This window comes from Pseudomonas sp. BIC9C (assembly GCF_034541995.1).
GTDB lineage: Bacteria > Pseudomonadota > Gammaproteobacteria > Pseudomonadales > Pseudomonadaceae > Aquipseudomonas > Aquipseudomonas fluorescens_CC.
The window spans coordinates 108,168-132,713 of sequence record NZ_JAWDGM010000009.1 but is presented as its reverse complement, the minus strand read 5'-3'; the positions used below and the strand labels follow the sequence as shown (position 1 = coordinate 132,713).

The following is a 24,546-nucleotide window of genomic DNA, read 5'->3' as shown; positions in this document are numbered from 1 at the left end:
ACCCCATCCTGTCGCTGGGATGGTCAATCAATATAGACGTCACAGGCCCACGCCGTGGTCAATCCGACCGATGCCCGCCCGTTGTTTATTTACGCGCCAACTTGTACCTCACGCAGTCCTCATAAAAGCTCTGCCGTACAGCCGTCGGTTTCAATCGCGACGGACTGTCATAAGTTTGCTCTGTAATGCCAAGTGCCATCATGCGCATCCAGGATTTGGCGAACTTGTACACCTGGATTTTCTGCCGCGCGGCATACAGAGAAACGCCCGAGAGCTTGAGTTCCTGTGCCCTTGCGGCGGTGCCCGCGCCCCAACTGCAAATGTACTGATCATTAGTGGCCAGTTCTTTGGAGTGAGCCGAATTGGCCATACCCGCAACAACTAGCGTGATTAATGCGATCCATGTCTTGCGCATCTTGACCTATTTAACTGGCTGAAAATGAACTAATTTTGCTGAGGATTTTTAAACTTGGGGGCCAGCATCCTGCCTTTTTTGCGATTTAGTGCAAAAACGAAATGGGTGACGCCATTTCTTGCGAGTTTTCAATCCTTTGCTATAGCTAAGACTCTCAATCGCCAACTAAGTGAGGCAACGGAATGTCAGTCGCAAAGAAAATGAGTGTGGGGCAACTGACAATGTTGACCGCCGTCAACATGTTGGGCTCCGGCATTGTGCTGCTACCGACGAAACTCGCGGAAGTCGGTGCAATTTCGATTCTTTCCTGGCTGGTGACGGCCACCGGCTCCCTCGCTCTGGCCTACGCCTTTGCGCGATGCGGGATGCTCAGCCGCAAGACCGGCGGCATGGGTGGCTATGCCGAATACACGTTCGGTAAGGCCGGCAACTACATCACCAACTACACCTACGGCCTCTCACTGTTGATTGCCAACGTGGCGATCAGTATTACTGCGGTGGGTTATATCCAGGTGTTGTTCGGGATAAAACTTGATTCCCTGCAAGTAGGCCTGGCGACCATCGCCTTGTTATGGATCACCACCTTCGCCAACTTTGGCGGCGCCCGAATTACCGGCCGGATCGGCGCAGTCACGGTCTGGGGTGTGATTGCACCGGTGGTGCTGGTATCCACGGTTGGCTGGTTCTGGTTTGACAGTAGCGTCTACGCCGCCGGCTGGAACCCCCACGACAAGAGCTGGTTCGAAGCGGCAGGCGCCTCGGTGGCGATCACCCTGTGGGCCTTCCTCGGCCTGGAATCGGCTTGCGCCAACACCGACGCGGTGGAAAACCCCGAGCGCAACGTGCCGATTGCCGTGCTGGGCGGCACCCTGGGTGCGGCGGTGATCTACATCGTCTCCACCAACGTTATCTTCGGAATCGTCGGCAACGAAGAACTGGTCGCGTCCACCGCACCTTTCGGCCTGGTGTTCGCCAAAATGTTCACCCCGATGGTCGGGGATATCGTGATGGCGGCAATGGTGCTCGCCTGCATCGGTTCGCTGCTGGGTTGGCAGTTCACCATCGCCCAGGTGTACAAAAGCTCGGCAGACACCGGTTACTTCCTGTCGATCTTCGCCAAGGCCAACAAGGCGGGAACGCCAATCGTCGGCATGCTGGTACTGCTGACCGCACAGACCGCGCTGGCCCTGCTCACCATCAGTCCCGACCTGAGCAAGCAGTTCGACACCCTCGTCAACCTCGCAGTGGTCACCAACCTGGTGCCTTACATCCTGTCCATGGCCGCGCTGATGACCATGCAGAAAGTCTCCAACGTGCCGGAAGGCAAGGCGTTGGCGACCAACGTCATTGCCCTGGTCGCAGCAGCCTACAGCTATCTGGCGCTGTACAGCTCCGGTGAGCAGGCCCTGATGCTGGGCGGCGTGGCCACCATCTTTGGCTACACCCTGTTCGGCTTCGTCAACAACCGCCTGATCCGCCTCGAAGCTCTCAACAACAGCGTACCGACGCAAACCGTCAGCGCGCAGCACCTCACTGCCGAGCCAGTGCCGGTGAACAATCTGACTAAAGCCACTCTGGAGGTTCAATCATGACGGAATATAAACACTCGCTCGGAATGCTGGCGCTACTGGTCAGCAGTCCGCCGGACAAGCGAACGGTGTTCGGCCGCGCCCTGGATCAACTGGTCCACGACGTAGAGGGACGTGGCGTCAGTGTCCTGGCCTCGGAAAGCCTCAGTGATGCCGCCTCGATCCTGCGTTCGGACCCTGCCGTTCAATGTGTGCTCATCCGCTGGGAAATGGACGCGAGCGAAGGTCACGCCGACTGCATCAAACTGCTGGTCAAACTGCGCGAGCGCAACACACGCGTGCCGGTGTTCCTGATCAGTGACCGTACCACCGCCTCGAGCATTCCATTGCTGGTCATGCAACACGCCGACGACTTCATCTGGCTGCCCGAGGACACTTCGCGCTTCCTCAGCGGGCGCATCCTGGCCGCTATCGAACGTTACCGACAGGCCGCCCTGCCGCCGATGTTCGGCGCGCTGGTGAAGTTCGCCCGCACCTATGAATACTCCTGGCACACCCCCGGCCATGCCGGCGGTACGGCGTTTCTCAAGAGCACAGCCGGGCGCGCCTTCTACGAGTTCTTCGGCGAAAACCTGCTGCGTTCCGACCTGTCGATCTCGGTCGGCGAACTGGGCTCCCTGCTCGATCACAGCGGCCCTATCGGCCAGGGCGAACGCTATGCCGCCAAGGTCTTCGGCGCACACCGCACGTACTACGTGACCAACGGTTCGTCGATGTCCAACCGCGTCATCCTCATGGCCAGCGTCACGCGCAACCAGATCGCCCTGTGCGACCGCAATTGCCACAAGTCCGCCGAGCATGCGATGACCCTGTCCGGGGCGATTCCGACCTACCTGGTGCCGACCCGCAACCGCTACGGCATCATCGGCCCGATCCTGCCGCAGACCCTGAGCGCCGAAGGCGTGAAAGCCGCCATCGCCAGCAACCCGCTGGTCAAGCAAGGCATCGACCCGACGCCGGTGCACGCCATTGTCACCAACTCCACCTATGACGGCCTGACCTACAACGTCACCCGCGTCGAAGAGCTGCTGGGCGAAAGCGTTGACCGTCTGCACTTCGACGAAGCCTGGTACGGTTATGCGCGCTTCAACCCGCTGTACAGCGGTCGCCATGCCATGCACGGCGACCCGGGCGATCACGACAAGTCCAAGCCGACCGTGTTCGCCACCCAGTCGACCCACAAGTTGCTGGCCGCCCTGTCCCAGGCCTCGATGATCCACGTGCGCGATGGCCGCAACCCGATCGAACATGCGCGATTCAACGAGTCGTACATGATGCACGCCTCGACCTCGCCTAACTACGCGATCATGGCGTCCTGCGACGTCAGCTCGGCGATGATGGAAGCACCGAGCGGGCAGATCCTCACCAGCGAATCGATCGAAGAAGCCATCAGCTTCCGCCAGGTGCTCTCGCGCATGCACAACGAGATGCTGAGCAAGGACAACTGGTTCTTCACCTGCTGGCAGCCACCCACCGTACAGGTGGGCGCGGCGACCGTGCCGTTCCATGAAGTCGACCCGGTGCAACTGAAAACCGACCCGAACTGCTGGGTCCTGCACCCGAACGCGGTATGGCACGGTTTCGGTGACATCGAAGACGGTTACTGCATGCTCGACCCGATCAAGGTCTCGGTGCTCAGCCCGGGCATGGGCGACGACGGCAACCTGCTCGCCTCCGGCATCCCCGCTTGCGTGGTCACGGCGTATCTGGGCCGTCAGGGGATCGTGGTCGAGAAAACCACCGACTTCACCATCCTGTTCCTGTTCTCGATCGGTATCACCAAAGGCAAGTGGGGCACACTGCTCAACGCCCTGCTCGACTTCAAGCGAGACTACGACGACAACGCCGAGCTCGAGCTGTGCCTGCCCGACCTGTACAACGCCCACCAGCAACGCTATGCCGGCATGGGCCTGAAGGACCTGGCCGACGAAATTTTCGCCGCCATGAAGAAACACAAGACCACCGCCAACATGTCCCAGGCCTTCGGCACCCTGCCAAAAGCCGAATTCAGCCCGGTGGAGGCCTACGAAAAACTGGTGCGCAACGACATCGAACTGGTGACCCTCAACGAGGCCGCCGGGCGCCTTGCCGCCACCGGTATCGTGCCCTATCCGCCAGGCATCCCGTTGCTCATGCCGGGTGAAAACGCAGGGCCTGCGGACGGTCCGTTGCTGGCGTACCTGAAGGCACTGGAAGCCTTCGACAAATCCTTCCCCGGCTTCACCCATGACACTCACGGGATCGAAGTCGAAGACGGCGTTTACCGGATGCTGGTGTTGAAGTAAGTCCGGCAGGTTCACCGCAACCCCTGTGGGAGCGGGCTTGCTCGCGAAGGCGTGGTGTCAGTCGACGCAAATGTCGATTGACAGGACGCCTTCGCGAGCAAGCCCGCTCCCACATTTTTTTTGAGCGCCTTCATGCCAAAAACCCATGGGCAAATTCGATCACGGCGCTCTATGATTGAATCACATGAACGCCTCCACTCCGATTCGCCAACCCTGCCCGCCCGGTGCCTGCGATTGCGGGCGTGACCCGTTGCTGGAAACACCGGGCGCGGACCTGCGCATTCTGTTTCTGACCCGCAACGAAGAAAAACGCCTGATCGAACGCCTGGAGAACCTGCAGAGCCTGAGCGATCTCGAGCACGTGCAACGGCGCATGTTCGAACAACTGGGTATCCGCGTGGACATCGCCCCCGGCTTCAATGAAGTGCGCACCATGCGCGGCATCGGTATCCAGATTGGCGAACTGCCGGGGCTGTGCCGCAAGACCCGCGCCAACATCCCCGCGGCCATTCGCCGTGCCATGGAAAAGCGCCCGGAGATTGCCTACGAGCTGCTCAATGCCAACGACCTGTTGCGTGATGCCTGATGAAGCCCATTCTCGAATTCCCCTGCACCGACGAGATTCTCACCTCGTTCGCCCTGGCCATCGGTGCCGACCTGCAGGGCTACCGCAACCACATTTACCGGGTGCTGAATTTCCACTGTGCCCTCAGCGGTGCCGAAAGCCTGCCCCCGCAAGCTGTACAAATCGCGGCGGCGTTTCATGACCTGGGTATCTGGACCGATGACACCCTGGACTACCTGCCGCCATCCATTGCCCTGGCCACTGAGTACCTCGACAGCCAACAACGACCGGAACTGAAGGATGAAGTCAGTGCGTTGATACTTGAGCATCACAAGGTGCGCCGGTATCGCGGCGCTTGTGCCGACAGCGTCGAATGCTTCCGCCAGGCCGATCTGGTGGATGTGTCCCTGGGCCTGGTCCGTTTCGGCTTACCCCGAAGCGTCATCAAGACCGTGCAGTCGACCTTTCCCGACCATGGTTTTCACTCGATGCTGATGAAGCGTTCAGCCCGGCAATTTCTTCGCTCGCCGCTGCGGCCGCTGCCCATGTTTCGCTGGTGAAACACGCATCCGTTACTCCCCTCCAACAGCCTCCTGAACAGGATCAGCGGTCGTACATGAATGGCAAAGCGCTGCTATGCCTTCCATGGGAGATTCTGCCGCAAGCCAGCCAGGACGGAACTGCAAACACAAGCGCGGCCACGGCCACGGCGCCAGCCAGGCGCGCGCACAAAAACCGGTGCCAATCCGTAACAGGAGGTGGCCGATGTTATTCATCGTCAGTTGGACAATCAGCCCGGGCAACCGTGATGCCGCAATCGCACGTTTTCTCAAGACCGGTGGCGCGCCGCCCGCAGGCGTCACCATGCACGGACGCTGGCACGCCGTAGGGAGCTCGGCCGGCTTCGGCGTTGCCGAGGCGAGTGATCTGGTGCCGATACAAAAATGGGTGCTGGAGTGGAACGACCTGATGAGCATGGACGTACACGCCGCATTGACCGATGAGCAAATGGCACCATTGCTGGCCGCCACTGCGACCCGGTGATGACGATTGAGGCGGCGGGCACCGCTCGCCGCCCCTATTTGGCCGGTGTCGTTGACGGAGCACTCTTTCGGCTTAATGCGCCTGAATCAATGCTTTCTGACTACTCATTACTGGATATTTCGCAATTCAAACCTACGCTCTTCGCGGGGGTTACGAATTTCAGCGGCGATTTGGGGGCTCGTCTCGATGTACTCACGCGAGTGCGCAGGAGCTCGACATGAATCGGACAACCTTATCCACGATGTTTGCGGTCCCCCTTTTGCTGTCTGTAATGGCGCTTCCCGGTCTGACCCTGGCCGCCGACAAAGCCCCCAACATCCTGGTGATCATGGGCGACGATGTGGGCTGGTCGAATATCGGCGTCTACAACCAAGGCATGATGGCCGGCAGAACACCCAACCTCGACCAACTCGCGAATGAAGGCATGCGTTTCACCGATTATTACGCCGAAGCCAGTTGCACCGCCGGGCGCGCCAACTTCATCACCGGCGAACTGCCGATTCGTACGGGCATGACCACCGTCGGCCAGGCCGGCTCGCCCGTGGGAATTCCCGCCGAAGCCGTCACCATCGCGACCACCCTCAAGGCCATGGGTTATGCCACCGGCCAGTTCGGCAAGAACCACTTGGGCGACCTGAACCAGTTCCTGCCCACCGTCCATGGTTTCGATGAATTCTTCGGTTACCTCTATCACCTCGACGCCATGGAAGACCCGGCACACCCCAATTATCCAAAGGAGCTGCTCGACAGCGTCGGCCCACGCAACATGGTCCACAGTTGGGCCACCACCACCGACGACCCGACCGTGATGCCGCGCTGGGGCAAGGTGGGCAAGCAGAAGATCGAAGACGCCGGCACGCTTTATCCGGACCGGATGAAAACCGTCGACGAGGAGATTCGCGACAAGGCCTTCTCGTTCATCGACAAGGCCAAACAGGACAACAAACCGTTCTTCGTCTGGCTCAACCCGACCCGCATGCACATCGTCACGCACCTGTCCGACAAGTACCAGGCCATGCGCAACTCGCAGAATGGCTGGTCGGAACAGGAAGCCGGCATGGCTCAGCTCGATGACATCGTTGGCGATGTCCTGGCCAAGCTGAAAAAAGACGGCATGGACGACAACACCATCGTGATTTTCACCACCGACAATGGTGCGGAAAACTTCACCTGGCCCGATGGTGGCACGACTCCGTTCGCCATGGGCAAAGGCACGGTCATGGAGGGTGGCTTCCGGGTACCGGCAATCATTCGCTGGCCAGGCAAGGTGCCGGCCAACCAGATCGCCAACGGCCTCATGTCCGGCATGGACTGGTTCCCGACCCTGGTCGCGGCGGCAGGTAACCCGAACATCACGGCGGAACTGCTCAAAGGCAAACAATTGGGCGACACCACCTACAAAGTTCACCTGGACGGCTATGATCAAACTCCAATGATCACCGGAAAAGGTCCGTCGAACCGGCATGAAGTCTTCTACTTCGGAGAAAGCTCCTTGGGTGCGGTGCGCATAGACGACTACAAATATCGCTTCATTGACCAACCGGGTGGCTGGATGGGCGCCAAACTGGCGGTCGATGTACCGATCCTGACCAATCTGCGCCTCGACCCGTTCGAGCGCATGGGCTGGCCGGAAAATCAGGCCGCGCAGGGTTCGCAACAATACTTCGACTGGTTCAAATTCCAATTCTGGCGCTTCGTGTTCGTGCAGCAGCAGGTGGCCAAACTGGCGGAAACAGCGATCGAGTTCCCGCCGATGCAAAAAGGCGCGAGTTTCAACCTCGACTCGGTTAAAGCCAAGATCGCCGCGGCGCGGGCAGAGATGGCCAAGTAACAGCCGAATCCACGGGTGGCTGGTGCAGTCCACCCGTATTCGAAATGGATAATTGCTGAGGGATTTCCATGCCGACAAAAACAGCTACCCTGCCCGCCTCTGCGCTACTTGCCCTGTGCTGCCAGCAAGCCTGGGCCGGCGGCATTATGCTCTATGAAATCGGCACCGATAACGCAGGCCTGGCCAACGCCGGCGCCGCTGCCCGTGCCCAAGGCCCTTCAACCATCGCCAGTAACCCGGCGGGCATGAGCTTTCTGCCGGGCACGCAAATCACCGCCGGCTTGCAGGTCCTGTACGGCGATCTGAGCTTCGACCGCGACTCCGGCACCAACGTCCCGGGCAGCGGCAGTGGCAATGCCCTCGATCCGATTCCCGGTGGCAGCTTCTTCATCAGCCATGAACTGGACGAGCACTGGAGCGTGGGTTTCGGCCAGTACGGCGACTTCGGGCTGGCGGTCAATTACGACAACGATTGGTCGGGCCGCTATTTCACGCAGAACTCCAGCCTGCTCGGCCTGTCGCTGGTGCCAAGCGTGGCTTATCGCTTCAACGAGCAGTGGTCGGTCGGCCTGGGCATCAAGGCCATGTACGGCATGTTGAAGGCAGACACGGCCATCGACCGCTCCCCTTTCGGCTTCACCGACCGCTCTGACGGCCAATTCAAATACCGGGACAACACCTGGGGCTATGGCGCCAACGTCGGGGTGATCTACGCCCCGCAACCCGGTACGCGCATCGGCCTGACCTATACCAGCCAGGTCGACCTGGACTTCAAGGACCGGCTGGATGTCAAGGGCGACGGCCGCCTGCTCGAGCGCGTCAACAACACCGATACCGAACTCGACATGAAGGTGCCGCAGACCGTCACCCTGAGCCTGTTCCAGCAACTGGACCGGCAATGGGCCTTGCTGGCCTCGGCCAACTGGCAGGACTGGTCCGAGTTCGGCGACATCGCCGTAGAGGTCGACACCACGGCGTTTGGAGGGCAATCGAAAACGGTCGACGCCGGCTTCAAGGACACCTGGCACCTTTCCCTTGGCGCGCAATACCAGGCCACCGAGCAGTGGTTGTGGAACATCGGCGTGGCCTACGACAGCAGTGCCGTCTCGGACAGCAATCGCAGCGTGGTCGTGCCGATGAACGAATCCTGGCGCATTGCGACAGGAGCCACCTATGCTCTGAACAAGGACACCGATGTCAACGTCAGTTGGGCCATGGTCTGGCTCGGCGACATGCCGGTGGACCAGGCCAAATCCGTATCGGGCAATCGAGTTTCCGGTCAATTCGACAATGCCTGGATTCAAGCCTTGGCCGGGAACATGACCTGGCGATTCTGATGCACAGCAAACGAAAGAACGACGATTTCATCCAAGGAGTAAACACCACTATGAATCTGTCCCGAAAACTGCTGGTCGGCGCTGCGCTGGCAAGTCTGTTGCTAGGCGGTTGCACCTCGAAAGTGACTGAGAAGGCGCAATACTCAGGTTTCCTGTCCAACTACAACAACCTGCAGGAAGTCCAGACGCCGAGCGGTGGAACCGCGATGCGCTGGGTCAGCCCTTCGTGGAACCCGAATGCTTATGACACCGTGGTGTTCAACAAGCTGGAGCTGTACCCGGCGCCCAAACCCAATGAGCGGGTGAACCAGCAGACACTGGCCGACATTCAGAACTACATGACCAGCAAGGCCAAGGCCACGCTGGGTCAGAAGTACCGCGTAGTGTCTGACGCCTCCGCCGCACCGGCGGGTTCCCGGCCCCTGATCATGCGTGCGGCGATCACCGGGGTAACCGCCGAGAACGAAGGCATGAAGTGGTATGAAGTGGTGCCGGTCGCGGCCGTTGTCGGCGCGACTCAGGCAGCCACCGGTCACCGTGACCAGGAAACCATCCTGTTCATCGAAGCCGAGTTCATCGACGCGAAGAGCAACCAGACCGTGGCCAAAGTGGTACGCAAGGTATTTGGCACCGCCCTGGAGAACGAGAGCCAGAAGGTTACCGCCAAGGACTTCAAAGCGGCGATCGACAAAATGGGTACCGATTTCCAGGCATTCCTCAAGTAACACGCTCTTGTGGCGAGGGAGCAAATTCCCTCGCCACATGGAGTTCGCTACGAACTATTTTTTCATCCCCCCACCAATGCATCTCGGCAGTGATTGCCTCTTCGCGAACAGGCTCGCGAAGCTTTGTTTATGACGGATGCACCCGTCAGGCAGTACCCCTGGCCTGCTGCTCCAGATGCACTTGCAGCTCCGGCTCGATCTGCAACGCCGCGGCCAGTTCATCCAGATAGTTGCGCTCGGCGTCCTGCTGATCGTCCACCAGCATCACGCTGGCCAGGTACATCTCCGAGGCCATGCCAGGGTCGGTGGCCGACTGTGCCACTTCACTGGCGTCCAGTGGCTTGGCGACCTCATCGTCCAGCCATTGCTGCAATTGCGGATCGTCGGTATGACGCCCGATTTCAGTGCTGATCATCTGCTTCTCGGCGTCATCGATCCGGCCATCGGCCTTGGCCGCGGCAATCAATGCCCGCAGGATCGCATGGCTGTGTTCCTCGACTTGCGGGCCGGCCAGCAAGTCCACGGTCCGTGGCGCTTCTTGCGGGGCCGATGCCTGACTGCGCTGCCAGGCCTGGTACGCCTGGAACGCCATCATGCCGAGGGACGCCAGTGCCGCGTAATTGGCGCCGCCAGTGGAGCGGCCTTGCGGAGCACCGCCCATCGGCGAACCGCCGCCAAGCAAACCACCGAGCAAACCGCCCAACCCTGCGCCAGCGCCGCCAGCACCCGCTTCTGCGCCACCACCCAACAACCCGCCGAGCAATCCACCGAGGTCGCCGAGCCCGCCCTGGGCCGAGGCGCCGCCGCTCTGTTGCGCCATCGAACCCTGGCCGGCGCGCAATAATTGTTCGAGCAGATCGCTGGTGTTCATGACGTGTGTCCTCTTTGGATGGGGTTTTCCAGTCAGGCAACGATAGACCTCGCAGGCGAATGTGCCAGCACCGTTGGGCCGACATGCCCGCGCTACCGCGGATTGTCCGGGGTGTTTTTTTGCGGCGCAGCTAAGATTCATAGGTGGTGAACCTTATTCCCGAATACCCGGTCGATACCTGCAACCCGACCCGCTTTGCCACCGCCCCCGTTCGCGGGGTGACAACCGGCTTGCTTCATTCACTGGAGAACGCCCCCGTGATCTCAACCCTGCACATCGCCAGACTCAAAGCATGGGGCGCCCATGGTTTCACTGCCACTGGCGTGGTCACCGCTTTCCTCGCCACCCTGTCGCTGCTGGATAACCAGCCGACCCATTGCCTGCTGTGGCTGGGTGTCGCCCTGATCGTCGACGGACTGGACGGCGCGCTGGCGCGCAAGGTCAATGTGCAGTCGGTGTTGCCGAGCTTCGATGGCTCGATCCTCGACCTGGTGATCGATTACCTGACGTATGTGTTTATTCCGGCGCTGTTCATCTATCGCTACATCCCGTTGCCGGGCTACACCTTGCTGCTGAGCGTGTCGCTGATTCTGGTGTCGTCGCTGTTCTGCTTCTGCAACGTCAACATGAAGAGCAAGGACAACTACTTCCAGGGGTTCCCCGCTGCCTGGAACGTGGTTGCCCTGTGCCTGTACATCATCGCCCCGTCGCCGTGGATCACCCTCATTACGATCATTGGCCTGGCCCTGCTGACCGTGACCCGGATGAAGTTCCTGCACCCGTTTCGGGTGCGCCGGTTCATGCCGATCAACATTGCGGTGACGGCGATCTGGCTGCTGTGCAGCTTGTCGCTGGTGCTCAACCATCCTCTGATCAACCCGTTGGTGATGGGGCTGTGGCTGCTGATGTCGGCGTACTTCCTGGGCATCTGCTTCTGGCGCACGGCGCTGGAGTGGTTCGACGAAACGCGGCACAAGTAGCCATGCCGGTCCATATCGTTCAACTCGGCTCACCCCGTCGCCCCGACGAAGGATTGCGCCTGGGCACGGTACGCCGCCCTCCCCGTGGCGTACCGAAAGCCGAATTCGCCCGTCGGGATTTTTATGATGTCTGGCAACCGCTGCTGTCGCCCAGTGCGGAGTTGGTGGCCGAGGCCAAGGCTGCGCAGGATGCCAAGGCCTGGGAGGTGTTCAGACGCAAGTTCAAGACTGAGATGAACCAGCCTGCGGCCAGTCAGATGCTCGACCTGCTGGCCGCGCTGTCCCACCAGACTTCACTGGCCGTGGGCTGTTATTGCGAGGATGAAGCGCATTGTCACCGGTCGGTGTTGCGCGAGTTGCTGGAGGCACGGGGTGCGAAGGTCATTTAGCTGGCATTGACTCTGGCCCTTTGTAGGAGCGAGCTCGCTCCGGACGGCGATCCGACGATTGAGGTGTATCAGCCACAGAAACTGCGACTGGAAGACCATCGCGAGCAAGCTCGCTCCTACAGAGGTTATGCATAGCCACTCAACGCCGCGTAATCACCACCTCCAGGTATTCACTCGGCACCACCAGCGACCTGTCACCCGCTCGGTTCATCCGGTTGATCAGCTCGGTCAGGTCCGTTTCCAGTGCCTTGGCGCCGTCAGCGGGCAGCGCGGCGAAGGCCTTGTGCATCGGCCCGTACCAGTCGCGGAAGGTGTCGATGAAATGCGCCGCCGAGCGATAGCGGAAATTGAACGTGCGGCGCGTCACCTGGAGCAGAAACTCCCGCTCGTCAAAATGCTCGTGCAACCAGGCTTCGGTGCCCCAGCGCGAGGGCGGATTCGCTCCCGGCGGCGGTGGCAGGTGCTGGCCCAGGGTCTTGAACATCTGGCCGACGAAGCCTTCCGGCGTCCAGTTGGCCAGGCCGATCCGCCCACCCGGGCGACAGACTCGAGCCAGTTCTGCGGCGGCTTTGGGCTGGTCCGGCGTGAACATCACGCCGAAGGTCGACAGCACGGCGTCGTAACTCGCATCGGCGAACGGCAAGGCTTCGGCATCGGCGACCTGGAAGGCGACATTCAGGCGTTCTGCCCGGGCCCGCTCTTCGCCGCGTTCGAGCAAGGCCGCGACATAGTCGGTGGACGTCACCTGGCAGCCACGGCGCGCCGCAGCGAGGGTCGCATTGCCGTTGCCGGCGGCAACGTCGAGCACGCGCTCATCGCACAACAGGTCGCAGGCTTCGGCCAGTTGCTCGCCGACAATTTGCAGGGTAGTGCCGATCACGGCGTAGTCGCCGCTGGCCCAGGAGGCCATCTGGCGGTTTTTCAAGGCAGTCAGATCAATGGGTGTACTCATGGAGACGGTCTCTGGGTTGAAACACGAATCGGGTCCGGCCGTGGTTACTCCGCCGTCGTCGGATCGATGATGTTCATGACCCGGGAAATGCGGTTGGCGGGAAAACCACTGATTCTGGCGTGCTCCTGGATCTGCGCCTCGCTCGGCGCTATATACACGCAGTAGAGCTTGTCACCGGTGACATAACTCTGCAGCCACTGCACCTCTGGCAACTCACGCAACGCCCGGCAGGACTTTTGCGAAGCGGCTTTCAAATCCCTATCCGACAATGCTCCGGCGCCCTGGATCTCGCGTTCAATCACGAACTTCGGCATGGCAACCTCTCTTTTCTTGTTCTGGGTGGCAGGGCCGGTATCGACCCCGTAGAAAAACTATCGTCGTGACGGGCGTTGGCGTCCTGCCCGATCGTCGGCCAGGCCTGCCCGATCGTCCGGAGATTCCACGTTGCACGCCGAGGCGTTCACAATCAGAAATCCTTCCACGGGAAACCCCAATGGACGCCCTGTCACAGACCCTGCGCGTCGTGCACCTGGTCGGCGCGATCTTCATCAACGCCCGGTTCACCGCGCCCTGGTGCTACCAGTCGCCCAGTGCCAACACGGCGGCGCCGTTTCTGGAGCCCGATGCAGAACGGGTGGTGATCTTTCACCTGATCACCGAGGGCGAGTGCTACGTCGAACTGGGCGATGACCCGCCGCTGCTGCTGAGCGCGGGCGACGTGGTGATCTTCCCTCAGGGCGATGCTCATCGCATGTGCTCCCGACCGGGATTGCCCCCGGCCACGGGTGCACGACTGGATGCGGTGCTGGCGCGCCGGCCCCGGCAGTTGAGTTATGGCGGCGGTGGCGCGGTCACCCGCCTGGTGTGCGGCTACCTGGCGTGCGACACGCGGCTGGCGGGCATGTTGCTCAAGGGATTGCCGGCCGTGGTGCGGGTCAATGTGCGCGGTTCGAGTGCCGGTGTCTGGCTGGAATCCTCCGTGCGCTATGCCCTTGCCGAAGCCCGTTCGCCCCGCCCCGGCGGCGAAGGGGTATTGGCCAAACTCGCCGAAGTGCTGTTCATCGAAGTGCTGCGCCTGTACATGAACGAACAGGGCGAAGGCCGTACCGGCTGGCTGGCCGGCGTGCGTGACCGCATCGTCGGTGCCGCCCTCAACGCCTTGCACAAAAAACCCTGCCACGCCTGGACGCTGGACGAACTGGCGCGCACCGCCAGCACCTCCAGATCGGTGTTGGCCGAACGCTTCCAGCAACTGGTGGGGATGTCACCGATGCAGTACCTGACGCAATGGCGCATGTTGCTCGCCGCCAACCTGTTACGCAGCAGCAACAGCTCATTGACGCGGATCGCCGAAGAAGTCGGCTACCAGACCGACACCGCCTTCAGCCGGGCTTTCCGGCGTGAGTTTGGAGCACCGCCGGCGGCGTGGCGGCGCGGTCAGGCAGCCTCGAATCACTTGAACGGTCGCTGAACCAGCGGGGGCGACAGCACCGCCCGGGCCGGCTACTCTCGCTACCCAGCGACTGACCTCTGAAAGGACTCACAACATGGCACTCCGCCTGGACTGGCTTGCTCGACATATGCAGCACAGCAACACATTCGCTTCGTGGATCCACCAGCAGTTCCAATACGAATACGCCGAACAGCCCCTGCCCGAATGGCAACGGGAATTTGCCGACGGCCAAGACAACGGGGACTGGAAGTGCCTGATCGCCCTCGACCACGACGAGCTATTGGGCGGCGCAGCGCTGGCCAGGGCCGACCTGGCCCACCGCCCGGATCTGGGGCCGTGGCTCGCTTGTGTGTTCATCACCCCCGAGGCACGCGGCAAGGGCCTGGCAGAGCGCTTGATCGAAGGCATTTGCGCGCAAGCCAAAGCCAGCGGCGAGAAGAGGATCTACCTGCACACCCAAGACCAAAGCGCTTATTACGCCAAGCGCGGCTGGGTGCTGCTGGAGCGTTTCCAGGCATGGGAAAAAGATCAATGGCTCATGGCGCGAGACCTGTGAGCCATTGATCGAACGGATTACGCCGCTGGTGCGCTGGCCCTGGCCTCCTCCAGCAACTGCTGAATCATTTTTTCCTGAGTCTCGTAGCTGCCTTCACCGAAGTGGGTGTAACGCACCTGCCCCTTGGCATCGATCAGGTAGTGCGCCGGCCAGTACTGGTTGTCGAAGTTGCGCCAGATCGCGTAGTTGTTGTCGATCGCCACCGGGTAGGTGATGCCGTATTCCTTCACCTTGGCCTTGACGTTGTCGATGATGCGTTCAAAGCCGTATTCGGGCGTGTGCACGCCGATCACCACCAGTCCGTCCTTTTCATATTTCTTCGCCCAGTCCTTCACGTAGGGCAAGGTGTGCTTGCAGTTGATGCAGTCGAAGGTCCAGAAATCCACCAGCACCACTTTGCCTTTCAGGGCTTCGTTGGTCAGTGCGGGCGAGTTGAGCCAGTCCACTGCGCCGGACAGCGACGGCATCGCGCCTTGAGCATTGTCCATGGCGCTGTCGGCCTTGACCTTGCTGACCAGGTAATCGACGACTTTTGGCACGGTTTCCAGCACGCCTTTTTCGACACGGCTGACACCTTCGGATGAGGTGTTGGTCAGCAGCAGGTCATTGGCCCCTGTTGCAATCACCGCCGCACCGGCCAGCACTGCAACCCCGGCACCGCGACGCAACCAGCCGGTGACCGGAATCGACGGTTTCAAGCGATTGACCAGGCCGCGACCGGCAAAGATCAAGGTCCCCAGGGACAGCGCACTGCCCGCGCCATAGGCCACCAACAACAGACTGGTGCCGGCGTTCGCGCCCTGCAGCATGGCGCTGGTCAGAATCACCCCGAGGATCGGCCCGGCGCAGGGTGCCCAGAGCAGCCCGGTGGCGACACCGATCATGATCGAAGCCAGCGGCCCGGACATCTTGCGCGAGTCCGGGTCGATGCGATTGCCCAGCAACACGAAGGGACGGGCCAGCCAGTCACCGACCCGGGCGGAGATCAGCGACAGGGCGAACAGCACCATCACCGCCAGCGCTACGTGGCGGCCGGTGTTGCTGGCCCGAATCACCCACTCGCTGCTGACTACCGCCAGGCTGGAGACCAGGGCAAAGGTCAGGACCATGCCGCCGAGTGTAAGCAGGATCGAGGAGCGTGTGCGGTCGGCTCCGGCGAACAGGAAAGGCACGACCGGCAGGATGCACGGGCTGAGGACGGTCAATATGCCGCCCAGGAAAGCGATGAGTAACATGGGATCACCTGATACAGGTTAAAGGGCGACACATCATTACTGTAGGAGCTGGCTTGCCAGCGAAGGCGGCCTTGCGGGTGACATCTCTATCGAATGTGCCGACGTCTTCGCGGGCAAGCCCGCTCCTACAGTGGATTGGGGGTGTTCTCAAGCTGTTTGCTCATCCAATCGTTGCCCCTGAGGCGTACGGCTGGTGCCGTTCTCGGCGAGCATCTGCCCTTGCGGCGTACGGCTGGAACCGTCTTGCGCCAGGAAGCCCTGGGTGCCCTTCTCTGCTACCGGCGTGAGCTGGAAGCAGGTGTTGCTGGCGCAGGCGCTTTGCTCGACAGCGGCGTTGGCATGGGCTGCCGCACCGGCGACGGTAAAGGCGATGGCGGTCAGGTAGCGGGAAAAGTTGTTCATGATGTCCTTCCTGTTTCAAATGGATTAAGCGGTGGTTGATCGCAACACTCAGTTTTCCGAGTTGCAGTTGTCAGCGAATTTGCGGTAATCCAGCACCTGGGTTTTCGATTGGGAATCGAGGTACGTCAGCCGCGCATTCACCACGCCACAGGAAGGTGCAGTGTCCTCGGTCAACGCCACCACCTTCCTGATGTCAAGTTGGGTGCCGTAGGTGTAGGTTTTAGGGGCGACATCGGCTTCGGCACGGGCCGACAAGGTGCAGATGTTCAGTGCGGCAAACAGGCATGCGGCGTAGATGGCTTTGGTGTTCATGGCGGACTCCTCAAGGTTTCAACAGGTCAACTGTTCGTTGGGCCGAGGCGCTCTGGTTTGCCTCGATGGAACCTATTAAAAGCCTGCGAGGTATCTCGTCTGTGTCGGAAATCGGCGAGAATCAATCGGTACGTATCAGAACGGTGCCTGGATACAAAGCAATACAAAACCGCTGAAAACCGGCTTTTTTGCCTTCGTGTGTATCCGCAGGCAGGCCGGATACACTGCAATACAAAGGGCGGCAGGCGACCCCGCCCTGGCTCGATAGACTGTGTGGCAATCCCCATTCATCAGAGGTTTGGCCCAATGGATCACGTTGATCACATCCTCATCGTTGACGATGACCGCGAAATCCGCGAGCTGGTAGGCAACTACCTGAAGAAGAACGGCCTGCGCACCACCGTCGTGGCGGATGGACGGCAGATGCGCGCTTTTCTGGAAACCACCCCGGTAGACCTGATCGTGCTGGACATCATGATGCCGGGGGACGATGGCCTGCTGCTGTGCCGCGAATTGCGCGCCGGCAAACACAAGGCCACGCCGGTGCTGATGCTCACCGCCCGCAACGATGAAACCGACCGCATCCTCGGCCTGGAAATGGGCGCCGACGACTACCTGGTCAAGCCGTTCGCGGCCCGTGAACTGCTGGCGCGGATCAACGCGGTGCTGCGGCGCACCCGCATGCTGCCGCCGAACCTGGTGGTGACCGAAGCCAGCCGCCTGCTGGCCTTCGGCCGCTGGCGCCTGGATACCTCGGCGCGTCACCTGCTCGATGCAGACGGCACCATGGTCGCCTTGAGCGGTGCCGAGTATCGATTGCTGCGGGTATTTCTCGATCACCCGCAACGGGTGCTCAACCGTGATCAATTGCTCAACCTGACCCAGGGCCGCGACGCCGACCTGTTCGACCGCTCCATCGATCTGCTGGTCAGTCGCCTGCGCCAGCGCCTGCTGGACGATGCCCGCGAACCGGCCTACATCAAGACCGTGCGCAGCGAAGGCTATGTATTTTCCCTGCCGGTGGAAATCCTGGGCGATCAATCATGACGCAGGCGCTTCATTGGCCGCGCACCCTGGCCTCGCGGCTGTCGCTGATATTCCTGATCGGCCTGATCCTCGCCCAGGCGCTGTCCTTCGGCGCGCAATATTACGAGCGCTACGAATCCTCGAAAAACACCATGCTCGGCAATCTGGAAACCGACGTTTCCACGTCCATTGCCATCCTCGACCGCTTGCCCGCCAATGAGCGGACCGGCTGGCTGCAACAACTGGATCGACGCAATTACCGTTACCTGCTCAATGAGGGCTCCCCGGGCACACCCATACGCACCGACATGCCCGATGCGCCCATCGCCATCGCCTCGATCAAGGACGCCATCGGTCACGATTACCCGATGACCTTTACCGACATCCCCGGACCAAACAAACATTTCCAAGTGCACTTGAACCTGGCCGATGGCAGCCCACTGACCATCGACGTCCGCCCGGCGATGGTCCCGTTGTCGCCCTGGCTGCCCATTGTGTTGCTCGGGCAACTGGCGCTGATGCTGGCCTGCTCCTGGCTGGCGGTCAGAATCGCCATCCGCCCCCTCACCCGCCTCGCCGACGCTGTCGAGAACCTGGACCCCAATGCCCACCCAGTGCTCCTGAACGAAAAAGGCCCGACCGAAGTCGCCCATGCCGCCAGAGCCTTCAACTCGATGCAGGCACGCATCGCGGCGTACCTGAAGGAACGCATGCAATTGCTCGCGGCGATTTCCCACGACCTGCAAACCCCGATCACCCGCATGAAACTGCGCGCCGAGTTCATGGACGACTCCAGCGAAAAAGACAAACTGTGGAACGACCTGGGCGAGATGGAACACCTGGTACGCGAAGGCGTGGCCTACGCCCGCAGCATCCACGGCGCCACCGAAGAAAGCCGCCGCACCGACCTCGACTCGTTCCTCGACAGCCTGGTGTTCGACTACCAGGACATGGGCAAGGACGTTCAGCTCACAGGCAAGAGTGCAGCCGTCATCGACACCCGCCCCCACGCCTTGCGCCGGGTGCTGGTCAATCTGACGGACAATGCGCTGAAGTTTGCCGGTGCTGCCGAGTTGCGGGTGGAAAAACAGGCCGATGGCAACCTGTCGATCAAAATCCTCGACCGAGGCCCGGGAATCGCCGAGGAAGAACTGAAACAAGTGATGGAACCCTTCTACCGCGTGGAAAACTCCCGCAACCGCAGCACCGGCGGCACCGGGCTGGGGTTGGCGATTGCCCAGCAACTGGCGATCGCGATTGGCGGGGCGTTGACCTTGAGCAACCGTGAAGGCGGCGGGTTGTGCGCGGAGCTGAGATTGCCGGGCTAGCCGTAAGGAAATGGTTGGCTGGCAGGGCGTCTTCGCGAGCAGGCTCGCTCCCACAGTTTGAGTTGTGGACATCCTTGAGAGACTGGTCGGCTGACAGGCCGCCATCGTCGGATCGCCGCCCGGACCAAGCCCGCTCCCACAGGGACTGGGTACATCCGCGAAATGCCGGTCGGCTGGTAGGGCGCCTTCGCGAGCAGGCTCGCTCCCACAGTTGGGCCGAGTACAACTGCAAGAAATTGGTCGGCTGGCAGGCCGCCATCGCGAGCAAGCTCGCTCCCACATCTATGGATCCCCCCATTTCTGCAATACTGTTTTTGATGCGTGTTTGGCTTGCTTTCATCTATCCGGCGTCTGGGTGGCGACCCTGCGCCTCGATGAGAATCGCGCCTGACGGCCCTTCATAGAAAGAAGGCTTTTTCAGCCTTGTGGGAGCCAGGGTAGTCGTCAGGCCGGTTGGCCGTTCACGTCATCTGTTATCCAGCATCGCAAAACCAGGTGGGTGGTGCTCGGGTGGCAGCGAGGTCAAGCGTTCATCGCGCTTGACCCCGCCTTGAATTCATCGTGGTGAGCGGCGATCGACCAGGCGATTCTTGCCAGTTTGTTGGCCAAGGCGCAGACCACACGGTTGGAATGATGGCGAGCCAGCAGTTGGCGGACCCAATCGGCCAGCGCTCCTGTCTGTCGTTCCAGCCCCATCAGATACACACGGGCGCACTGGATAAGCAGCCGTCTCTGATTCCGGTCACCGCGTTTGCTGATCCCCAAAAGTACCGTCTTGTCGCCGGTGGAGTGTTGCTTGGGCACCAACCCAATCGAGGCTGAATAGTCTCGACCGCGCTGAACTGCTGACCGTTGCCCAACTCCGCAGCCAGGACGCTGGAGGTGATCGGACCGACGCAAGGAATTGTCATCAGGCGAGAAGCCAGATCATCTTCAGCGGCCTGGCGTTCAACCTGCTTGTCCAGTGCCTTGACCTGCCCGTCCAGATAATTGAAGTGCTCACGCAGCCCCAGCAGGATTTGTTTGATCTGCGCAGAAAATGAACACGCCTCCAGCAGCGCTGGCAGTTCCTTGATGGCGTGAAAGCCTGGGGACAGGCTGATACCGACCTCTAACAGGCCGGCGTGAATCCGATTGACGCTGGCCGTACGCTCCTTGATGTAGGCGTCGCGTTGCGAATTGAGCATGGCCAGCGCTTGTTGCGCTTCGGTTTTAGGGGGCACAAAACGCATGGTCGGGCGGCTCGCCGCCTCGCAAATCGCCATGGCATCGGCGAAGTCGTTCTTGTTGCTTTTCACGTAGGGACGCACGAGGTGGGGGGCAATGAGTTTGGGCACATGGCCCCATTTTGCCGCTTCCCGCGCCATGTAGTGGGCGCCACCACAGGCCTCCATCGCCACCGTGCACGGTTCAAGGTTGGCCAGGTGCCTGGCCAGACCTGCGCGATTGAATTTCTTGTGGTAGAGCTCATGACCGCGATCATCTTGCGCGTGCAGATGGAAGGTATGTTTCCCTAGATCGATAGCGACAATGGCAACGTTGTTCATGGCAATAGCCTCCGTAAGACACCCTGTGAAAGCTTAGAGAGCGATCACAGGGTGTGGGGGGGAGCCATTTCATTAGAAGAGCAGAGCAAAGGCAAGGCGGCGTACACCCATGCTCTTCACCACTCAACAGGCCGAGCGTTAGCTCGCCTGCAGCTTTTGATCTTGATCCACCCGCCCCCTCGGGAGGCTGAGTGGAGGTGTTCATCCGGGGAATGGCGCGCAGCGCCGTTCGACGTAGTCGAACTCATTGCATGTAGGTCGTCGCGAAGCAGACCGGAGGGCAATGCCCCCGGATGAATGCCGGAGCGAAGGAACCCCGAGCCTTGGCGAGGGGCCGGACGTTCGGGGCGAGCGCTTTTTTTGCTTACTTTTTTTAAGGCGCTTGTTAAAAAAAGTGAGTCGCCGTAAGGGCGAAACCCTAAGTCGCCGTTACCAAAAAAACGGATATGTACGCATCAACCAAGAACCTGGTCGGCCCAAAGGCCGCCAAGGTCAAACAACCCCAACAACCCCCTCCTCATGCAACTGCCGCAACAACCCCAAACCACCCTCGAAAAACACCGAAGAACCCACCTGCCCCGCCTCCACCGCCAACCCCTGCAACTGCGCAACCCCGGTCAGCTTGGGAAACTCCACAATCCGCTGCAACAACCGCCACGCCAACGGACTCAACCCGGAAAACCTCACACTCCAGTCCTCAGCCCGACGCACCAGCAAAAACGTCGGCTGATCAGGCAAAGCATCCGGCTGATAATCCGGCCCCAACAATTGCACCGGCCAGGCATACGCCAACGGCCAGGCCAGCGGCGACACCTGCAAGGGCCGATCCAGCAACAACGCCGCATCACCGACAACCAGGGGCTGCGCATCGGACTGTTGCAACGCCATTTCCACCCACTCGTAATGCGCCAGCTCCACCATGAACGGCGGCCACCCCCCATCACCCAATGCCTCAAGCCCGGTCGCCAGAAACTCGACAAACTCCTCAGCGATTTCACCAAATTTCGGTGTACGGGCCCGGTAGTCCCGCAAAAAAATCCGCACCAGCGAACCCCAGCGTTCATTGCCGATCATCTTCACCAACACTGGAAAGGTGCCACTGAGCAGCGAAGACAGGTTGGCGAACACCAGATCGCGGTAAACCTGTGCCCGGGCAGGGTCCATTCCGGCGGGTGGCGCGTTGTGTTCAGGGTCGCGCAGGTACAGGCCCATGGTGGTTTGTTGATGCAAGAGACCCGACTTATCCACGGTTCACGCCCTCCTGTTGCAAGCGGCGAATGGTCTGCAGTTCCGCCACCAGTTCGGCGAATGCCGGAAAATTGAAATCGCGCTCCAGCAAGGTCGGTTGCGCACCGAACCGGGCATACGCCTGGGTCAGCAACGACCACACCGCCGGTTTGACCGAAGCACCATGGGTGTCGATCTTCAAGGTATCGGATTCATCGAAATGCCCGGCAATGTGCATGGCCACCACCCGACCGGAATCGATGCCGGCGAGAAACGCCTGAGGCTCGAAACCGTGGTTGATCGAATTGACGTAGACATTGTTAACGTCCAGCAGCAGGTCGCAATCGGCCTCGCGCAGCACGGCATTGGTGAATGTCACCTCGTCCATGTCCTGTCGGGGAGCGGCGTAATAGGAAACGTTTTCCACCGCCAGACGCCGACCGAGGATGTCCTGGGCCTGACGAATCCGCGCGGCGACGTGATGCACCGCTTCTTCGGTGAAGGGCAACGGCAACAGGTCGTACAGGTGACCGTCATCGCTGCAATAGCTCAAGTGCTCGCTGTACAGCGGCACGTGATAGTGATCGAGAAAGCCCCGGACTTCCTGCAAGAACCCGACGTCCAGCGGCGACGGCCCGCCCAGGGACAGGGACAGGCCGTGACAGGACAACGGATAGCGTTCAGCCAGGGCCCGCAATGCCGCGCCGTGAGCGCCGCCGATGCCGATCCAGTTTTCCGGGGCGACTTCCAGAAAGTCGAAATCGCCTGTCGGTGCGGCCTGGAGGTCTTTGAGTAAACCGCGACGCAGGCCAAGCCCTGCGCTGGCCTTGGCTACAGGGGGAATGGATGTCTGCATGATGTCGATCTCAAACGGTGTCTGGGGTGCGAGCACCCAATGGATGCTCGCCGTCAGACACAGTTAATCGAAGGGGTGTATCGGGCCTGTGTTCACTTGTGCCGGAAAATGCCAGCGTCTGTATCGCCGGCAAGTCCATACACACTGTGGTACAAACCCGCCATCGGCTGTCAGGCCAGATCGTATTTCTCACGCACCAGATGGCCGATGCCCATGCGATCGAGCACAGCCATCGGGCACAGGAACGTCACACGCACGGTGCCCGGCAGGCGACTGATGTCGATCGAGCCGGTGATGGTGGCGCGGTTGAGGACTTCGTCATAAGGCAGGCCGGTGACGGAAGCGGCGCGTTGCAGGCCGTTTTCCACCGCCAGATTGAGGTTCTCGCCGCTGCCGATGAAGGTGATCGGCCCGCTCTGTTCGATCTCGTGCTGGCCCCAACGCTCGCCCAGCTCACGGACTTTTGCCCTTTGTCCGGCGTTCATTGGCCGCGCCATCGGCGGCAAGTCATCCAGGTTTTGCAACAGGATCGGCCCTTCCAGGGTCAGGTTCTTCACCACTTCCACCACCACTTCGGTTTCCCCGGAGCAATCGGTAGCGTGCCCGGCGATCTCGCCGTTGCCCTGCTGGGCATGCATGTCACCCATGTACACCCCGGCACCGGGAACTTTCACCGGGCAAATCAGCACGCAGCCTTCACGGATCGAGTTGGTGTCCATGTGGCCGTCGGTTTTCGCCGCGTGCAGTTCTTCGCGGGTCATGCCGAAACGGTGCGGCGCATTGATCAGGTACTGGCCGAAGTCAGCGCAGTTGTGGGAGTCGGGCAAGTCCCGGGATGGCAGAGTACCGATGTTACCGAGAAACGGCCGCATGTGAGCCGCAACGCCGGGGATGTCGGCACGGGCCAGGGACAGGATCGAATGCTGGGCAGCGAATTGCGGCAGTGCCGACATTTCTGAAGCGTTACCCGCCAGACGATTGGCGATGTCCTGATTGACCGTCAGACTGACCTGGTTCTGCGCATCGAACACAATCACATAACCGTGGCTGAAACGAAACGCGCTGACCTCGGCACCACAGTGGTTGCAGCGAATGGCCTCGGCGCCGATGCCTTCGACATGGCTGGCGGGATGGTCGGTGCCACAGGCGGAGCAGAATTTCGAGACGAACGGATCACCGTTGTATCGCCCCTCGACAAAGCTCATGACCCCGGACGAAGTCGCCAGCGACGTCACACGCATGCTTTTGATCTTGATGGCCACCGCATCACCGATTTGCGCCCCGGCGATCGCCACCGGTTGCGTCACTTCATGCCCGCCCTCGAAGGCTGGCGTGATCATTGGCCCCCAACAGCCCGGCGGTGTACCGGTGATCAGCGTGCCGCCGTCGGCCAATGGCCCGAGCATCGGCTGGCTTGGGCCGATGATGCCATGGGTGTAGTGATCGACCCGCAGGCGATCCACGGGTGTGACCTCGGGATCGGTTTGAGACACAAGCGTTGTCATGGAAATCCCCTTGACCGCATCAGGCGCGGAACAGAGTCAGGAGCGTACGACCGTCGGTGGCGACGGCCAGGGAAAGCGTCTTGGCCGCCACGCAATAACGGCGCCAAAACGGCCTT

24 protein-coding genes and 1 pseudogene are annotated in these 24,546 nt (G+C 60.9%); 14 read left to right on the top strand and 11 right to left on the bottom strand.

Annotation, left to right across the window (positions count from 1 at the left end; all coding sequences use genetic code 11):
- Nucleotides 1-85: 85 nt before the first annotated feature.
- Entirely contained in the window at nucleotides 86-415 is a 330-nt protein-coding gene (locus RS887_RS29755; RefSeq protein WP_322618207.1) for a hypothetical protein, read from the bottom strand.
- A gap of 182 nt (nucleotides 416-597) precedes the next feature.
- Here RS887_RS29755 and potE point away from each other — a divergent pair, with 182 nt between their 5' ends.
- From potE to RS887_RS29715, 8 genes are all read left to right on the top strand, one after another.
- Nucleotides 598-2,007, top strand: a complete 1,410-nt coding sequence (potE, locus tag RS887_RS29750) for a putrescine-ornithine antiporter (protein ID WP_322618206.1) — start codon at nucleotides 598-600, stop codon at nucleotides 2,005-2,007.
- A complete protein-coding gene (locus tag RS887_RS29745) occupies nucleotides 2,004-4,289 on the top strand; it encodes an Orn/Lys/Arg decarboxylase N-terminal domain-containing protein (RefSeq protein ID WP_322618205.1) in 2,286 nt (761 codons plus the stop codon). Before potE ends, RS887_RS29745 begins: the two co-directional genes overlap by 4 nt.
- Nucleotides 4,290-4,473: 184 nt before the next feature.
- A complete protein-coding gene (locus tag RS887_RS29740) occupies nucleotides 4,474-4,875 on the top strand; it encodes a hypothetical protein (RefSeq protein ID WP_057398490.1) in 402 nt (133 codons plus the stop codon).
- A complete protein-coding gene (locus RS887_RS29735) occupies nucleotides 4,875-5,414 on the top strand; it encodes a phosphohydrolase (protein WP_322618204.1) in 540 nt (179 codons plus the stop codon). Before RS887_RS29740 ends, RS887_RS29735 begins: the two co-directional genes overlap by 1 nt.
- A 205-nt stretch (nucleotides 5,415-5,619) precedes the next feature.
- Nucleotides 5,620-5,898, top strand: a complete 279-nt coding sequence (locus tag RS887_RS29730) for a DUF3303 domain-containing protein (RefSeq protein WP_322618203.1) — start codon at nucleotides 5,620-5,622, stop codon at nucleotides 5,896-5,898.
- 217 nt (nucleotides 5,899-6,115) lie between these two features.
- Entirely contained in the window at nucleotides 6,116-7,729 is a 1,614-nt protein-coding gene (locus RS887_RS29725) for an arylsulfatase (RefSeq protein ID WP_322618202.1), read from the top strand.
- 68 nt (nucleotides 7,730-7,797) lie between these two features.
- On the top strand, nucleotides 7,798-9,066 hold the full coding sequence (locus tag RS887_RS29720; RefSeq protein ID WP_322618201.1) for an OmpP1/FadL family transporter: 1,269 nt from the start codon (nucleotides 7,798-7,800) through the stop codon (nucleotides 9,064-9,066).
- A gap of 50 nt (nucleotides 9,067-9,116) precedes the next feature.
- Nucleotides 9,117-9,791: a DUF3313 domain-containing protein gene (locus RS887_RS29715; protein WP_322618200.1), complete on the top strand. Its 675-nt coding sequence runs from the start codon at nucleotides 9,117-9,119 to the stop codon at nucleotides 9,789-9,791.
- Between the two features lie 145 nt (nucleotides 9,792-9,936).
- On the opposite strand, the gene RS887_RS29710 is transcribed toward RS887_RS29715, so the two are convergent.
- Nucleotides 9,937-10,662: a tellurite resistance TerB family protein gene (locus RS887_RS29710; protein ID WP_322618199.1), complete on the bottom strand. Its 726-nt coding sequence runs from the start codon at nucleotides 10,660-10,662 to the stop codon at nucleotides 9,937-9,939.
- A gap of 257 nt (nucleotides 10,663-10,919) precedes the next feature.
- Between RS887_RS29710 and pcsA the strand changes: the two genes are divergently transcribed.
- A complete protein-coding gene (pcsA, locus tag RS887_RS29705; protein ID WP_322618261.1) occupies nucleotides 10,920-11,642 on the top strand; it encodes a phosphatidylcholine synthase in 723 nt (240 codons plus the stop codon).
- Nucleotides 11,643-11,644: 2 nt separating this feature from the next.
- A complete protein-coding gene (locus tag RS887_RS29700; protein WP_322618198.1) occupies nucleotides 11,645-12,031 on the top strand; it encodes a DUF488 domain-containing protein in 387 nt (128 codons plus the stop codon).
- A 139-nt stretch (nucleotides 12,032-12,170) separates the two neighbouring features.
- On the opposite strand, the gene RS887_RS29695 is transcribed toward RS887_RS29700, so the two are convergent.
- Both RS887_RS29695 and RS887_RS29690 read right to left on the bottom strand, forming a co-directional pair.
- A complete protein-coding gene (locus tag RS887_RS29695) occupies nucleotides 12,171-12,983 on the bottom strand; it encodes a class I SAM-dependent methyltransferase (protein WP_322618197.1) in 813 nt (270 codons plus the stop codon).
- A 44-nt stretch (nucleotides 12,984-13,027) separates the two neighbouring features.
- Nucleotides 13,028-13,297 carry a DUF4242 domain-containing protein gene (locus RS887_RS29690; protein ID WP_322618196.1) on the bottom strand — a complete coding sequence of 90 codons (270 nt, stop codon included), beginning with the start codon at nucleotides 13,295-13,297 and terminating at the stop codon, nucleotides 13,028-13,030.
- A 179-nt stretch (nucleotides 13,298-13,476) separates the two neighbouring features.
- Here RS887_RS29690 and RS887_RS29685 point away from each other — a divergent pair, with 179 nt between their 5' ends.
- Together RS887_RS29685 and RS887_RS29680 are read left to right on the top strand one after the other, a co-directional pair.
- The gene (locus RS887_RS29685) at nucleotides 13,477-14,454 is read left to right on the top strand and encodes an AraC family transcriptional regulator (RefSeq protein WP_322618195.1); all 978 of its coding nucleotides are present in this window, start codon (nucleotides 13,477-13,479) and stop codon (nucleotides 14,452-14,454) included.
- Nucleotides 14,455-14,530: 76 nt separating this feature from the next.
- Nucleotides 14,531-14,992 carry a GNAT family N-acetyltransferase gene (locus tag RS887_RS29680; protein ID WP_322618194.1) on the top strand — a complete coding sequence of 154 codons (462 nt, stop codon included), beginning with the start codon at nucleotides 14,531-14,533 and terminating at the stop codon, nucleotides 14,990-14,992.
- A gap of 17 nt (nucleotides 14,993-15,009) precedes the next feature.
- Here the strand turns inward: RS887_RS29680 and RS887_RS29675 are convergent, their stop codons facing one another.
- The 3 genes from RS887_RS29675 to RS887_RS29665 all read right to left on the bottom strand — a co-directional run bounded on the left by RS887_RS29675 (nucleotide 15,010) and on the right by RS887_RS29665 (nucleotide 16,941).
- Nucleotides 15,010-16,227: a cytochrome c biogenesis protein DipZ gene (locus RS887_RS29675; RefSeq protein ID WP_322618193.1), complete on the bottom strand. Its 1,218-nt coding sequence runs from the start codon at nucleotides 16,225-16,227 to the stop codon at nucleotides 15,010-15,012.
- Nucleotides 16,228-16,374: 147 nt separating this feature from the next.
- Complete coding sequence (locus RS887_RS29670) at nucleotides 16,375-16,629, bottom strand: hypothetical protein (protein ID WP_322618192.1); 255 nt, start codon at nucleotides 16,627-16,629, stop codon at nucleotides 16,375-16,377.
- 48 nt (nucleotides 16,630-16,677) lie between these two features.
- A complete protein-coding gene (locus RS887_RS29665) occupies nucleotides 16,678-16,941 on the bottom strand; it encodes a DUF2790 domain-containing protein (protein WP_322618191.1) in 264 nt (87 codons plus the stop codon).
- A 306-nt stretch (nucleotides 16,942-17,247) separates the two neighbouring features.
- Here RS887_RS29665 and RS887_RS29660 point away from each other — a divergent pair, with 306 nt between their 5' ends.
- Nucleotides 17,248-17,988, top strand: coding sequence for a response regulator (locus RS887_RS29660; protein WP_008023822.1), 741 nt, complete (start codon nucleotides 17,248-17,250; stop codon nucleotides 17,986-17,988).
- Nucleotides 17,985-19,295: an ATP-binding protein gene (locus tag RS887_RS29655; RefSeq protein ID WP_322618190.1), complete on the top strand. Its 1,311-nt coding sequence runs from the start codon at nucleotides 17,985-17,987 to the stop codon at nucleotides 19,293-19,295. The genes RS887_RS29660 and RS887_RS29655 overlap by 4 nt, the downstream gene beginning before the upstream one ends.
- A 522-nt stretch (nucleotides 19,296-19,817) precedes the next feature.
- On the opposite strand, the pseudogene RS887_RS29650 reads toward RS887_RS29655, so the two are convergent.
- The 4 genes and pseudogenes from RS887_RS29650 to RS887_RS29635 form a co-directional block, all read right to left on the bottom strand.
- A pseudogene (locus RS887_RS29650) lies at nucleotides 19,818-20,842 on the bottom strand (IS110 family transposase).
- 492 nt (nucleotides 20,843-21,334) lie between these two features.
- Entirely contained in the window at nucleotides 21,335-22,090 is a 756-nt protein-coding gene (locus RS887_RS29645) for a DNA-binding domain-containing protein (protein WP_322618189.1), read from the bottom strand.
- Nucleotides 22,083-22,925 carry a DUF692 domain-containing protein gene (locus tag RS887_RS29640; RefSeq protein ID WP_322618188.1) on the bottom strand — a complete coding sequence of 281 codons (843 nt, stop codon included), beginning with the start codon at nucleotides 22,923-22,925 and terminating at the stop codon, nucleotides 22,083-22,085. The genes RS887_RS29645 and RS887_RS29640 overlap by 8 nt, the downstream gene beginning before the upstream one ends.
- A 170-nt stretch (nucleotides 22,926-23,095) precedes the next feature.
- Nucleotides 23,096-24,430 carry an acetamidase/formamidase family protein gene (locus RS887_RS29635; protein ID WP_322618187.1) on the bottom strand — a complete coding sequence of 445 codons (1,335 nt, stop codon included), beginning with the start codon at nucleotides 24,428-24,430 and terminating at the stop codon, nucleotides 23,096-23,098.
- Nucleotides 24,431-24,546 lie beyond the last annotated feature (116 nt).